At 70.2% G+C, this 12,187-nt stretch carries 14 protein-coding genes; 7 read left to right on the plus strand and 7 right to left on the minus strand.

All coding sequences use genetic code 11. From position 1 onward, the window contains the following. Positions 1-22: 22 nt before the first annotated feature. Genes AB0F17_RS28440 through rimP form a run of 3 tightly spaced genes read right to left on the minus strand, consistent with a single transcriptional unit; the run spans position 23 to position 1,829 of the window. A complete protein-coding gene (locus AB0F17_RS28440; protein ID WP_358028656.1) occupies positions 23-337 on the minus strand; it encodes a YlxR family protein in 315 nt (104 codons plus the stop codon). Further along, positions 321-1,325 carry a transcription termination factor NusA gene (nusA, locus tag AB0F17_RS28445; protein ID WP_358028658.1) on the minus strand — a complete coding sequence of 335 codons (1,005 nt, stop codon included), beginning with the start codon at positions 1,323-1,325 and terminating at the stop codon, positions 321-323. Before nusA ends, AB0F17_RS28440 begins: the two co-directional genes overlap by 17 nt. A 12-nt stretch (positions 1,326-1,337) precedes the next feature. Further along, a complete protein-coding gene (rimP, locus tag AB0F17_RS28450; protein ID WP_358028661.1) occupies positions 1,338-1,829 on the minus strand; it encodes a ribosome maturation factor RimP in 492 nt (163 codons plus the stop codon). 220 nt (positions 1,830-2,049) lie between these two features. Between rimP and AB0F17_RS28455 the strand changes: the two genes are divergently transcribed. Both AB0F17_RS28455 and AB0F17_RS28460 read left to right on the plus strand, forming a co-directional pair. After that, positions 2,050-2,529: a hypothetical protein gene (locus AB0F17_RS28455; protein ID WP_358028664.1), complete on the plus strand. Its 480-nt coding sequence runs from the start codon at positions 2,050-2,052 to the stop codon at positions 2,527-2,529. Continuing rightward, on the plus strand, positions 2,529-2,966 hold the full coding sequence (locus tag AB0F17_RS28460; protein WP_358028667.1) for a ferritin-like domain-containing protein: 438 nt from the start codon (positions 2,529-2,531) through the stop codon (positions 2,964-2,966). The genes AB0F17_RS28455 and AB0F17_RS28460 overlap by 1 nt, the downstream gene beginning before the upstream one ends. A gap of 163 nt (positions 2,967-3,129) precedes the next feature. Here AB0F17_RS28460 and AB0F17_RS28465 read toward each other — a convergent pair whose 3' ends face one another. Further along, complete coding sequence (locus tag AB0F17_RS28465; protein WP_358028669.1) at positions 3,130-4,176, minus strand: DUF5937 family protein; 1,047 nt, start codon at positions 4,174-4,176, stop codon at positions 3,130-3,132. Positions 4,177-4,244: 68 nt separating this feature from the next. Between AB0F17_RS28465 and AB0F17_RS28470 the strand changes: the two genes are divergently transcribed. From AB0F17_RS28470 to AB0F17_RS28485, 4 genes are read left to right on the plus strand one after another with little or no spacing between them, the layout of a single operon-like run. Beyond that, entirely contained in the window at positions 4,245-5,099 is an 855-nt protein-coding gene (locus AB0F17_RS28470; RefSeq protein WP_358028672.1) for a PHB depolymerase family esterase, read from the plus strand. Beyond that, positions 5,096-6,079 carry a tripartite tricarboxylate transporter substrate binding protein gene (locus AB0F17_RS28475; protein ID WP_358028674.1) on the plus strand — a complete coding sequence of 328 codons (984 nt, stop codon included), beginning with the start codon at positions 5,096-5,098 and terminating at the stop codon, positions 6,077-6,079. The genes AB0F17_RS28470 and AB0F17_RS28475 overlap by 4 nt, the downstream gene beginning before the upstream one ends. After that, positions 6,076-6,528 carry a tripartite tricarboxylate transporter TctB family protein gene (locus tag AB0F17_RS28480; RefSeq protein WP_358028677.1) on the plus strand — a complete coding sequence of 151 codons (453 nt, stop codon included), beginning with the start codon at positions 6,076-6,078 and terminating at the stop codon, positions 6,526-6,528. Before AB0F17_RS28475 ends, AB0F17_RS28480 begins: the two co-directional genes overlap by 4 nt. A gap of 1 nt (position 6,529) precedes the next feature. Further along, entirely contained in the window at positions 6,530-8,035 is a 1,506-nt protein-coding gene (locus AB0F17_RS28485) for a tripartite tricarboxylate transporter permease (protein ID WP_358028680.1), read from the plus strand. 47 nt (positions 8,036-8,082) lie between these two features. Here the strand turns inward: AB0F17_RS28485 and AB0F17_RS28490 are convergent, their stop codons facing one another. Both AB0F17_RS28490 and AB0F17_RS28495 read right to left on the minus strand, forming a co-directional pair. Beyond that, positions 8,083-9,825: a proline--tRNA ligase gene (locus tag AB0F17_RS28490; RefSeq protein ID WP_358028682.1), complete on the minus strand. Its 1,743-nt coding sequence runs from the start codon at positions 9,823-9,825 to the stop codon at positions 8,083-8,085. 71 nt (positions 9,826-9,896) lie between these two features. Continuing rightward, positions 9,897-10,571, minus strand: a complete 675-nt coding sequence (locus AB0F17_RS28495; protein ID WP_358028685.1) for a hypothetical protein — start codon at positions 10,569-10,571, stop codon at positions 9,897-9,899. Positions 10,572-10,701: 130 nt separating this feature from the next. Between AB0F17_RS28495 and AB0F17_RS28500 the strand changes: the two genes are divergently transcribed. Then, positions 10,702-11,676: an acyl-CoA dehydrogenase family protein gene (locus tag AB0F17_RS28500; RefSeq protein WP_358028688.1), complete on the plus strand. Its 975-nt coding sequence runs from the start codon at positions 10,702-10,704 to the stop codon at positions 11,674-11,676. Here AB0F17_RS28500 and AB0F17_RS28505 read toward each other — a convergent pair. After that, entirely contained in the window at positions 11,662-12,090 is a 429-nt protein-coding gene (locus tag AB0F17_RS28505; protein WP_358028690.1) for a hypothetical protein, read from the minus strand. The genes AB0F17_RS28500 and AB0F17_RS28505 overlap by 15 nt on opposite strands. Positions 12,091-12,187 lie beyond the last annotated feature (97 nt).

Genomic DNA, 12,187 nt, shown 5'->3' on the forward strand with positions numbered 1-12,187 from the left:
CATAGCAATCTGACTCCGCCCATCAACTCGGCGTCCTACATGACATTTCGTGGTTCTCCTTCTCCAGGTGCGCCCGCACTCGCGAGACGTCAAGCGGCCCCGGCACGCGGAATGCGCGCAGAAACGCTCGGCGACGCTCGGCAAGCTCCAGACACCTTTCGGTCGGATGCAGTGACGCACCTCGACCAGGAAGCCGTCCTCGCAGGTCAGGGATCACGTGATCCTCGACCCGCACCAAGCGGAGCAGGTCGGACTTAGCCGTACGGACCCTGCAGCCCACACAGGTGCGCTGTGGAGCCGCGTGGCCACCATATTCCAGCTTACCGTGTTGACGCATCTACGGAACCGGCAGCATCCTCGGCCTGGGTGTCAGGCCGGATGTCAATCCGCCATCCCGTGAGCCGGGCGGCAAGCCGGGCATTCTGCCCCTCTTTGCCGATGGCCAGGGAAAGCTGGTAGTCGGGCACGGTCACCCGCGCGACCCGGCCTTCGAGATCGAGGACCTCAACGTGGGAAACGCGGGCGGGCGACAGGGCATTCCCCACGAACTCGCCGGGGTCCTCTGACCAGTCGATGATGTCGATCTTCTCGCCGTGCAGCTCGGTCATCACGTTGCGCACGCGCGAACCCATCGGGCCGATGCACGCGCCCTTGGCGTTGACGCCCTGCCTGCGCGACCTGACCGCGATCTTGGTGCGGTGACCGGCCTCGCGGGCCACGGCGGCGATCTCCACCGTGCCGTCGGCGATCTCCGGCACCTCCAGCGCGAACAGCTTCTTGACCAGGCCGGGATGGGTGCGCGACAGCGTGACCGAGGGGCCCTTGTGGCCCTTCTTCACCTGTACGACGTAGACGCGGAGGCGCTCGCCGTGCACGTAGTCCTCGCCGGGCACCTGCTCGTTGTGCGGCAGCACGGCCTCGATCTTGCCGAGGTCGACCAGCACCACGCGCGGGTCTTTGCCCTGCTGGATCACGCCGGAGACCAGCTCGCCCTCGCGGCTGGCGAACTCGCCGAAGTTGATCTCGTCTTCGGCGTCGCGCAGCTGCTGCAGGATGACCTGCTTGGCGGTGGTCGCCGCGATCCGGCTGAAGTTGCCCGGCGTATCGTCGAACTCCCTGACGATCTCGCCCTCGTCGTCGAGCTCGGCGGCGAGGATGGTCACGTGCCCGCTCGACCTGTCGAGCTCCGCCCGCGCCTTGGCCGCGGCACCTTCGGTGCGGAAGTAAGCGATCAGTAGCGCGTCTTCGATCGCCTTGACGACCAGGTCGAAGGAGATGTCCTTCTCCCGCTCCAGGCTGCGCAGGACGCTCATGTCGATGTCCACGAGGCTTTCCCCTTAGCCTTCGTCGCCGTCGACGTCTTCGTCGTCGAACCGGCGGAACTCCACCTGCACCCGTCCACGGGTCAGGTCCTGATAGTCGAATCGGCGATCTGCGCCGTCGACGTCGAGCTCGACGCCGCTCTCGTCAGCGGAGCGCACTCGGCCCTCCACCACGGAACCATCTCTCATCTCGGCCTTCACCAGCCGCTTGGCCGCGCGCCGCCAGTGACGCGGCTCGGTCAGCGGGCGGTCGACGCCCGGCGAGGAGACTTCCAGCGTGTAGGCCGACTGGCCCATCGCGTTGGCGTCGTCGAGCGCCGCGGAGACGACCTGGCTGACGTCGGCCACGTCGTCGAGGCTCACGCCGCCGTCGCGGTCGACGATCACACGCAGCAGCCGGCGCTTGCCGGCCTGGGTGACCGTGACGTCCTCCAGATCGAGGCCCTCCGCGCTGACGACGGGCTCAAGGAGCTTCATCAGGTGGTCGCGGGGTGACGCGTTGCCCATATCGACCTCCCTATTGTCATGTCTCAGCCGGGCGGACCTCGCCTCTGGCTCTCTTGCCGCCTGGCCGCTCAGCCAGCGACGACAGTTGACACCCTATCTGTACGAGGGCACGAAGAGAGCGCCACTCGGCACGGGCGAATGGCGAGCGTCGCCTGACATCGGGAGCGGGCGCAAGACCGTACGATGCTATCTGCGTTCCGTTTACAGGAGGTCCCTGCCCGTGCGCCCGCGTTCCCTCTCACGGCGAGCCGTGCTGGCGGGCGGAGCGGCGGCCGCGGCCCTGTCGGGATGCGGCGCGTCCGACGCCCCCCAGCCGTCGCCCACCCCGTCGGAGGATCCTGAGCAGGTCCTGCTGCGGCAGCTGATCGCCGACAAGGAACACACGATCGCCCTCTACTCCACGCTGATCGCGGCCGGTCAGACCAAGCTGACGCCGTTCCGTGACCGCCACCAGGCGCACCTCGGCGAGCTGCGCAAACGCCTGGGCGGCTCTCAGACGGTCACTCCGGCGCCCCAGGGCTCTCAGACGGCCGCTCCGGCGCCCAAGACGTCACTGTCGCGGCTGCGCGATGTCGAGCGCCGGTCGGCGGCGCTGCGTGTCCGTCAGCTCGCCGGCGTCTCGCCGCAACTGGCCCAGCTCATCGCCAGCATCGGCGCCTGCGAGGCCGCCCACGCCCTGGCCCTGCCTAGGTCGGCGTGATGGCCGCCAGGACGCCGGCCGATGTGGAGAAGCTGCGTAAGGCGCTGTCGGCCGAGCACGCCGCCGTCTTCGCCTACGGGCTGATCGGCGCGCGCACCACGGGCTCGCTACGGTCTCGGGTCACGACGGCGTTCGACGCCCATCGGGCCAAGCGCGACCAGTTGCGCGCCGCCATCACCGCCCGGGGTGGCACGCCGTCCGAGCCGGAGGCGGGCTACTCCCTGCCGATCGTGCCGTCCACGGCGGCGGAGGCGATCCGCCTCGCGGTCTACGTGGAGACCGGCATCACGGCCGCCTATCTGGAGCTGGTGGCGTCGGACGACGCGTCGCTGCGCCACTACGCCGCTCTGGCCATGCAGGAATCGGTGCGCCGCTCCTACGGCTTCCGCCCGGTGGTCACCACGGCCTTCCCCGGCATGTCGCGGCCCACCGGATGAGCGCCGCTCACCGGGCGCCGTGACGGGCCGCTCACCCCGGCTGTGACGGCCGCTCTCAGCCGCCGTGATGGGCCCCTCACCCCGCTGTGACGGCCGCTCCCCGCCACCGTGACGGACCGCTCACCCCGCTGTGACGGCCGCCCACCGGCCCTCTGATGGCCGCTCAGCGGTAGAGGACCGTCAGCAGGTCGGCGCCCAGGCGTTCGATCGCCTCGGCGTCGAGCTGGTAGTAGACCACCGCACCCCGCCGGTACACGTGCACCAGCTCGGCCTCCCTCAGCTGGCGCAGGTGGCGCGACACCTGGGGCGCGGTCATGCCCAGCTGGTTGGCGAGCTCGGCCGTGGCCACCGGGTTGCGCAGGATGGCGTAGCAGAGCTTGAGCCGGGTCGGGTGCTGGAGCACGGCCAGCCGATGCCGGGCGGTCTCCAGTGACAGGCCGGCGGAGGTGCCCACGCCGTACTGGATGACCACGGGGTAGCCCGGGTAGTGCTTGACCACGAAGTGCGGCCGGCCGTACAGGCTGGGTACGAGCAGGCAGGGCCGGTCGGCGCCGATGCGGACGGTGGCGTTGTAGAGCTTGTCCAGGACGATCCTGCGCCCGCCCTCGACGGCCGTGGCGGTGGGGAAGTCGGCGATCGCCAGGGGGCCGCGGACGGCGATCGCCCGCTCGCGCACGGCGGCCTCGGCGGTCAGCGCCGTCCGCAGGCCCGGCCAGTCCGCCTCGAAGGCCGCGGCGGCGAAGTCCGTCAGGAAACCGGTCAGCTCGTGCCTGAAGCCGTGGGGGTCGTCGTGTACCCGGGTGCCCAGTTCCACCCTGCTGGAGGAGATCAGCCTGAGGCGCTGGAGCACGTTGTCGCCGAGGCCGGCGCCGTTCTTGCCGACGAGCGCCTGGAGGGTCATCGCCGTGAAGTCGCCGATCGGCAGCGCCTCGATCTCGGCCAGCTCGTCTTCGAGCGTCCTGGACCGGCCGGCGGACAGCGGCAGCAGGTAGCGGGCCCGGAACGCGCTCCACAGCGGGGCCCATGCCGTCGCCCTGGCCAGCAGGTCCTCGTCGGTCTCGGTGTGGACCCTGGCCACCCAGCGGGCCGCCGCGGGGTGGTGTCCCGGCTCGTCGAGCACGTGCAGGCAGGCGCAGAGCTCGGCCAGCGGGGAGACGCGGACGGTGATCGGGGCCGAGTCAGCGGAGGACAGGAGGAGCGTGACGGGCACCCTGTACATTACCGCGTTGGCGACAATCTCCTTGTCCGTAACCGGATATATGTCCAGGCTGTGGCGCCATGGCCAAGGCACTACACGAAACCGGCGGAGTGAAGCACCCCAAGGAGTTCTACTTCAGCGGGTCCACCACGATCTTCGCTTCCCGATACGACCAGCGCTTCTCCTACTGCCTCTACGTGCCGACGGCCCACTCGCCCGACGGCCCGCCGGTGCCGCTCGCCGTGTTGCAGCACGGGACGGGACGGCGCGGGCCGCAGTACCGCGACAACCTCGCCGAGTGGGGTGAGCGGCAGGGCTGCCTGGTCCTGGCGCCGCTCTTCCCCGCGGGCATCGAGGACGCGGAGGACCTGCACGGCTTCAAGTTCATCCACTACCGCGGCATCCGCTTCGACCATGTGCTGCTGGCGATGGTCGAGGAGGTCGGCGAGCGCTTCAACGTCGACACCGAGCGGTTCCTCCTGCACGGCTTCTCCGGCGGCGGTCAGTTCGCCCATCGGTTCGCCTACCTGCATCCGGACCGGCTGTCCGGAGTGTCGATTGGTGCACCAGGGCGGATATCGTACATCGATTGGGACAGCCCATGGTGGATCGGGCTCAAGGGGTTCGAGGAGGAGTTCGGCCAGCCGCCCAGGATCGAAGAGCTCGGAGCGGTGCCGGTGCAGATGGTCGTGGGTGCCGAGGACGTCGAGACCTGGGAGATCAACAACCAGGGCGACGCCAACTGGATGGACGGCGCCGACGCCTACGGGACCACCCGTGTCGAACGACTGGCGGCACTGCGTGACAACTTCGCCGCCCACGGCATCAGCGTCAGGTTCGACGTCGTGCCAGGCGTCGCGCACCAGCCGATGAGCGTGCTGGAGCCGGTCAAGGACTTCTTCACCTCGATCCTCACCCCCCGGGAGAACTCATGAAGATCATTGTCGCCGCCGCCGCCCTGACGGTCCTGGCCACCGGTTGCGCGGTCGGCGAGAGCGCCGAGGCGGGCGCCGAATACCCGAGCAAGGCACTGACGATCATGGCGCCGGGCAGCCCCGGCGGCGGCTGGGACACCCGTGCCCGCGGCATCGCCGGCGCGCTCAGCCAGTGCAAGATCACCACCGCGAAGGCCACCGTCGTCAACGTCCCCGGCGCGGGCGGCACGATCGGGCTCGCCCAGTTCGCCAAGAGCAAGGGCGACCCCTACCAGCTCATGGTCATGGACAGCGCGACCATGCTCGGCGGCATCATCAACAACCACTCGCCCGTCGACCTGACCACGCTCACCCCCATCGCGGGGCTGAGCAGGGGGCCGAGCGCGATCGTGGTGCCGAAGTCGGCGCCGTACGAAGACCTGAAGTCCCTGCTCGCCGCGATGAAGAAGGACCCGCACGGCGTCAAGTGGACCGGCGGCTCGCTCGGCGGCCCCGGGCAGATGACGGTGGCGGGACTGGCCAAGGGCCAGGGCATCGACGCCAAGCAGGTCAACTACGTGCCCACGGCGGGCGGCGGCGAGTCGATGAACCTGCTGCTCAGCGGCGCCGCCACGGCGGGCATCGACACCGTCGCCGAGCTCCGCGCGCAGCTCCAGGCCGGAGAGCTCAGGGCGCTCGCGGTGGACGGCGACAAGCGGATCGAGGGCATCGACGCGCCGACGCTGAAGGAACTGGGGCTGTCGGACCAGGCCATCTCCACGATGGCCGGCGTGCTCGCCCCGGCGGGTCTGTCGGCCGCGCAGCAGCAGGACATCGTCAAGATGGTCGACAAGATGCGGCAGACGTCGTGCTGGCAGCAGGTGCTCAAGCAGAACAACTGGGTCGACGCCTGGACCCCGGGCGACGCGTTCAAGCAGGTGCTCACCGAGCAGCGCGGTCAGATCACCACCATCCTCGGCGAGCTGGGACTGGGCAAGTGAGCACCCGGCTCGTGTCGGCCGGGTTCCTGGCGGTCGCTTTGGTCGTGCTGGCGCAGGCGTTCATGATCCCCGACGGGGGCGGTTACCAGGCCGTCGGGCCCCGGGCCTTCCCGCTCCTGGTCGGCCTCGGCATGGCGGTGGTGGCCGTGATCGGGGTGGTGCAGGCGTTCCGCGAACCGGTGGCCGGCGGGGGCGAGGACGAGGGCGTGCACTGGCGTCCCGTGCTGCTCCTCATCGGCACGCTCGCCCTGTACGCGGCCCTGCTCGCGCCCGTGGGCTACTGGCAGGCCACCACGCTGTTCTTCGTCGCGGTCGCCCGGGTGCTCGGCAGCCGCAAGCTGGTCCGCGACCTGGTCGTGGGCCTGCTGCTGGCGCTGGCCACGTACCTGCTGTTCGACCGGGTGCTGGGCATCACGCTGCCGCCCGGCCTGATCAGATTGGCGATCTGAGATGAGCGTACTGAGCCACCTGCTCGACGGCTTCGCGCACGCGCTCACCCTGCAGAACCTGCTGCTCGGCCTGCTGGGCGTCACCGTCGGCACGCTCGTCGGCGTGCTGCCGGGCCTCGGCCCGGCCACGACGATCGCGCTGCTGCTGCCGCTGACCATGGTGTTCGACCCGGTGGGCGCGTTCGTGATGTTCTCCGGCATCTACTACGGCGGCATGTACGGCGGCAGCACCACCGCGATCCTGCTCAACATCCCCGGCGAGACGGCGTCGATCCCCACCACGCTGGAGGGGTACCCGATGGCGCGGAAGGGCCGGGCCGGGGCCGCGCTGGCCACGGCGGCCATCGGCTCGTTCGTCGCGGGCACGATCTCCACCGTGGTGATCACGTTCCTGGCGCCCGGCATGTCGGCCATCGCCAAGTCGATCCAGCCCGCCGAGTATTTCTCGATCATGGTGCTCGCGTTCGTCACCGTCACCTCGCTCATGGGCGACTCGATCGTGCGCGGCATGTCCAGCCTCTTCCTCGGGCTGGCGATCGGCATGGTGGGCATCGACCAGATGACCGGCCAGCCGCGCCTGGCCTTCGGCGTCCCCGAGCTGTACGAGGGGCTGCCGGTCGTGGCGCTGGCCGTGGGCCTGTTCGCCGTGGCCGAGGCGGTCGCCACGGCGGCCCAGCGGAACCGGCAGGAGCAGGCGCCGGTGAAGGTGACCGGGCGCATCGGCATGACCCGCGACGACTGGCGCCGGTCCTGGCGGCCATGGCTGCGGGGCACCGCGTTCGGCCTGCCGATCGGCTCGCTGCCCGCGGGCGGCGCCGAGCTGCCGACGTTCCTCAGCTACAACGTCGAGAAGCGGCTGGCGAAGAACCCGGAGGAGTTCGGCCACGGCGCCATCGAGGGTGTGGCGGGGCCTGAGGCGGCCAACAACGCGGCGTTCTCCGGCGTGCTGGTGCCGCTGCTCACGCTCGGCATCCCGACGTCGGCCACGGCCAGCATGCTGCTGATCGCCTTCCAGATCTACAACGTGCAGCCCGGACCGCAGCTCTTCGACCAGCAGCCGGTGCTCGTGTGGACGCTGATCGCCAGCCTCTACATCGGCAACGTGATGCTGCTGGTGCTGAACCTGCCGCTGATCCGGCTGTGGGTGAAGCTGCTGAGCGTGCCCGCCGCGCTGCTGACGGCGGCGATCCTGACGTTCGCGACGCTGGGCGTCTACGCCACCTCGCAGAGCGTGTTCGAGATCCTGGTGGCGTACGGGTTCGGGCTGGTGGGGTTCGTGCTGCGGCGCACCGGCTATCCGGTGGCGCCGCTGATCCTCGGGGCGGTGCTCGGGCCGCTGATGGAGGTGCAGTTCAGGCGGGCGCTGGCCTTCAGCGAAGGGGATCCGGCGGTGTTCTTCACCCGGCCCGTGTCGCTGGCCATCCTCGTTATCGCCGCCGCCTGCCTGGTCGGGCCCGTGGTGCTCCGCCGCCGCGGCAAGATCAGGATGCCCGCGGCGATGGACTGACGCGAAAAACGGCTCCCCCGCCACTGGCGGGGGAGCCGTTTTTCGCGTTATGAGCAGGCGGCCAGTACGCGGTCGGCGGCCGTGTCGAGGGGGATCTCCTCCTTGGTGCCCGTGACGCGGTCACGGAGCTCGACCACGCCCTGGGCCAGCCCGCGGCCGACGACCACGATCGTGGGCAGGCCGAGCAGCTCGGCGTCCTTGAACTTGACCCCCGGCGAGACCCCGGCCCGGTCGTCGACGAGGACGCGCAGCCCGCGTGCCTCCAGGTCGGCGGCCAGCTCGAGGGCCGCCTCGATCTGGTTGTCCTTGCCCGTGCCCACGATGTGCACGTCGGCGGGCGCGACCTCGCGCGGCCAGACCAGCCCGAGCTGGTCGTGGGCCTGCTCGGCGATGACCGCCACGGCCCGCGAGACGCCGATGCCGTAGGAGCCCATCGTGATGCGGATCGGCTTGCCGTCCGGACCCAGGGCGTCGAGCCCGGCCGCGTCGGCGTATTTACGGCCGAGCTGGAAGATGTGCCCGATCTCGATGCCGCGGTCGATGGACAGCGGCGAGCCACAGCGGGGGCAGGGGTCTCCGGCGCGCACCTCGGCGGCCTCGATCGTGCCGTCGGGGATGAAGTCACGGCCCGCGACCACGCCGGCGGCGTGCTTGCCGCGCTCGTTGGCGCCGGTCACCCAGGAGCTGCCAGTGACCACGCGGGGGTCGACGAGGTAGCGGATGCCGAGGTCGCGCAGGACCTGCGGCCCGATGTAACCGCGCACCAGGCCGGGGTGCTTGGCGAAGTCCCCGGCCTCGAAGATGGCGGGCTCGCCGGGGGCCAGCGCGGCCTCCAGTCGCTTGAAGTCGACCTCGCGGTCGCCGGGCACGCCCACGATCAGCGTCTCGACCTTGTCGGAGCCGGGCGTGGTGACCTTGACGACGACGTTCTTCAGCGTTTCGGCGGCGGTGATCGACAGGCCGTGGTGCTCGTTGACGAACGACACCAGCGACTCGATGGTCGGGGTGTCGGGGGTGTCGAGGACGCGCTGCGGCTCCAGCCCGTCGAGGGCGCGGACCGGGGGCGCGGTCGTGGTGACGGCCTCGGCGTTGGCCGCGTAGCCGCAGGAGTGGCAGGCGACGAAGGTGTCCTCGCCGGTGGGCGTGGGCGCCAGGAACTCCTCGGAGGCCGAGCCGCCCATCGCGCCCGACGTGGCGAACACGATCTTGTAGCTGATGCCGAGCCGGTCGAAGGTCCGGATGTAGGTCTCGCGGTGCTGCTCGTAGGAGTGCTTGAGCCCGTCGTCGTCGAGGTCGAAGGAGTAGGAGTCCTTCATCAGGAACTCGCGGCCGCGCAGGATGCCCGCGCGGGGCCTGGCCTCGTCGCGGTACTTCGTCTGGATCTGGTAGAGCGTGACCGGATAGTCCTTGTACGAGGAGTATTCGCCCTTGACCATGTCGGCGAAGAGCTCCTCGTGCGTGGGACCGAGCAGGTAGTCGGCGCCCTTGCGGTCCTTGAGCCGGAAGAGCGTGTCACCGTATTCGGTCCAGCGGCCGGTGGACTCGTAGTATTCGCGCGGCAGCAGAGCGGGGAACAGCACCTCCTGACCGCCCATCCGGTTCATCTCCTCGCGGACGATCTTGGCGACGTTCTCCATCACCATCTTGCCGAGGGGCAGCCACGAGTAGATGCCGGGCGCCACCCGCCGGACGTAACCGGCGCGGACCAGGAGCTTGTGGCTCGGCACTTCCGCGTCTGCCGGGTCGTCCCGCAGGGTGCGAAGAAACAACGACGACATGCGCAGCAACACGGCTACTCCTTGGTGGGGCCCGGATATGGAGGACTACAGGCTATCGACTCGGAGCAACCTACCGCGCGGCCTTATCCGGTGATGGAGATCCAGCCGACCAGCGCGCCGGTCACCCCGACCGCGAACGGGGCGGTCAGGACCGCCGACAGCGCCAGCGCACGCGCCCGGCCCGCCATGGTCCTGCGCAGCGCCAGCACCAGCGCGACGGACAGGACACCGATCACGATCGCGGGGCCGGGCCAGAACGCGGGCTCGCTGTCGAGGAAGCCGGGCGTCGCGCGGTCGATCGTGTCGGCGAGCAGCAGGGCGCCGATGACGCCGGCGGCGACATCGCCCCAGCGGTCCGTCCTGCTCGTCACGTAGGCCAGCAGGCCCAGCCCGACCAGCAGGACGAGCGCCCAGTTCAACCCGATCGCGGGCCCACCGGCGACGGGGCCGAGGTCCGTCCCACCGCGCAGCACGCTGCCGCCCAGCGACGCGACGATCATGGACAGAGCGGCCAGGAACGTGGCGAGCAGCGCCCACCCGAAACCCGAGGCGCTCGCCCCGACGACCAGCGCCAGCGCCAAGTACATGTAGGGGTCATAGAGCTGGCCGAGCCACTGGGGAACCCGTCCAGAGGCGACAACGCCGATGATCCCGACGGTCATTCCCCCCAGGAAGGCCGCCACCACGTGAAGAGCGATGCCGCGTTGCCGCCGGTCGTATTCGGCGAACTCGGCATAGTCGAGTGCTGTCTCTTTCATCTCCAGTCCCTGGTCATCCCACCCCCGGAAACTTCTGGGAATGACCACAATCAGATTATGTGCCTGTACAGAAAAGGCAAATTTCGGCCAACCATATGTAATCAAGCAATCGCTTGGTTACACTGATCCGGTGACCGTCACAGACGAGCTGCGCGCCGTCGTCCGCGCCTACCTCGCCGACCGCCCCGCCGCGCCCTGGCCGGCGTTCGCGCGCGACCTCGGCGCCGCCGGGCTCGCCATTCCCGAGGAGTACGGCGGAGCGGGCTGCGGCCCGGCCGAAACCGCGGTCGTGGCCGGAGAGCTGGGCAGAACCTTGTCCCCCTACCCCTTCCTGCAGAGCGCCGTCCTGGCCGTCGAGGCACTCAAGGCGGGCGGCGACGAGGCGGCGATGGCCCGGCTGCTGCCCGCGCTGGCCGACGGCTCGGCGACGGCGACCGTCGTCCTGCCGGGCGACGGCGACCTGACCCTCCGGGACGGGCTGCTCACTGGCGTCGTCCCGTACGCGCTGGAGGGCGACGTGGTGCTCGCCTACGCGGACGGACTCCTGGTCGAGGCCGTGCCCACGCGGCGCCTGGCGCACCCGACCATGGACGAGAGCCGGCCGCTGGCCGAACTGACCTTCGACCACGTCCAGGTACGGCCGGCCGGCGACGGCGCGGCGTGGAGCCGGGTGCGCGACCTCGGCATCGCGGCGCTGGCGGCCGAGCAGGTGGGCGGCGCCGAACGCTGCCTGGAGATGGCCGTCGAGCACGCGAGGCTGCGCCACCAGTTCGGCCGGCCGATCGGCTCCTTCCAGGCCATCAAGCACAAGCTGGCCGACCTGCTGCTGCTCGTCGAGTCGGCCAGGTCGGCGGCGCGGGCGGCGGCCGGGTCCGAGTCCTTCGCGGCGATCGCCGGGTCGTACTGCACCGAGGCGTACCTAACGGCGGCGGGCGAGAACATCCAGGTCCACGGCGGGATCGGCGTGACCTGGGAACATCCGGCCCACCGCTACCTCAAGCGGGCCACCTCCGACGCGCAGCTCTTCTGCCCGCCGCAGGCGCACCGCGAACGGCTGGCCGCGTACGTCTTCCAGGGCCCGGCCGGCGGGTCAACCGCCCAGTAGCGTTTCCCAGGGACGCGGGGCGTTCGTGCTGCGAGTGGTGTCGAGCGCCTCGGCCAGCCGCCAGAAGCCCGGCTTGTCGCGTACGCGCTCGCGGCCCAGCGGATCGATGGCCCGCAGCTCGAAACGGACGCCCATCACGTCGAGCACCGCCGACCGGCTGTCGCCCGGCCCGTTGGGCCTGCCGAGCTCGTCCTCATACGCGGGATTGCACACCTGCTCGGCCAGCAGCGCCGCCACCTCGGAGGCGTAGGGGCCGTCGCGCCATTCGATGTGCCAGCTGTGGTCGGAGCCGCGCCACCAGGTCAGATCCCGGCACGACTCGATGAACTCGGCCTCGGTCGCGAGGGCGGCCATCACCCGGCCGAACGCCTCGAAACCGCGGCCGCTGGTGAGTGAGAAGTCATCGGCCCGCATATCGGGGAGCGTGCCATCTTTCGGCCGCCTTAGCGCGTGCTTTCGCCTCACGTGCATCACTCTGATCGCGAACGCGCCCTTCCCGCAAGTCTTTGGT

The organism is Nonomuraea sp. NPDC026600, assembly GCF_040638335.1.
GTDB lineage: Bacteria > Actinomycetota > Actinomycetes > Streptosporangiales > Streptosporangiaceae > Nonomuraea.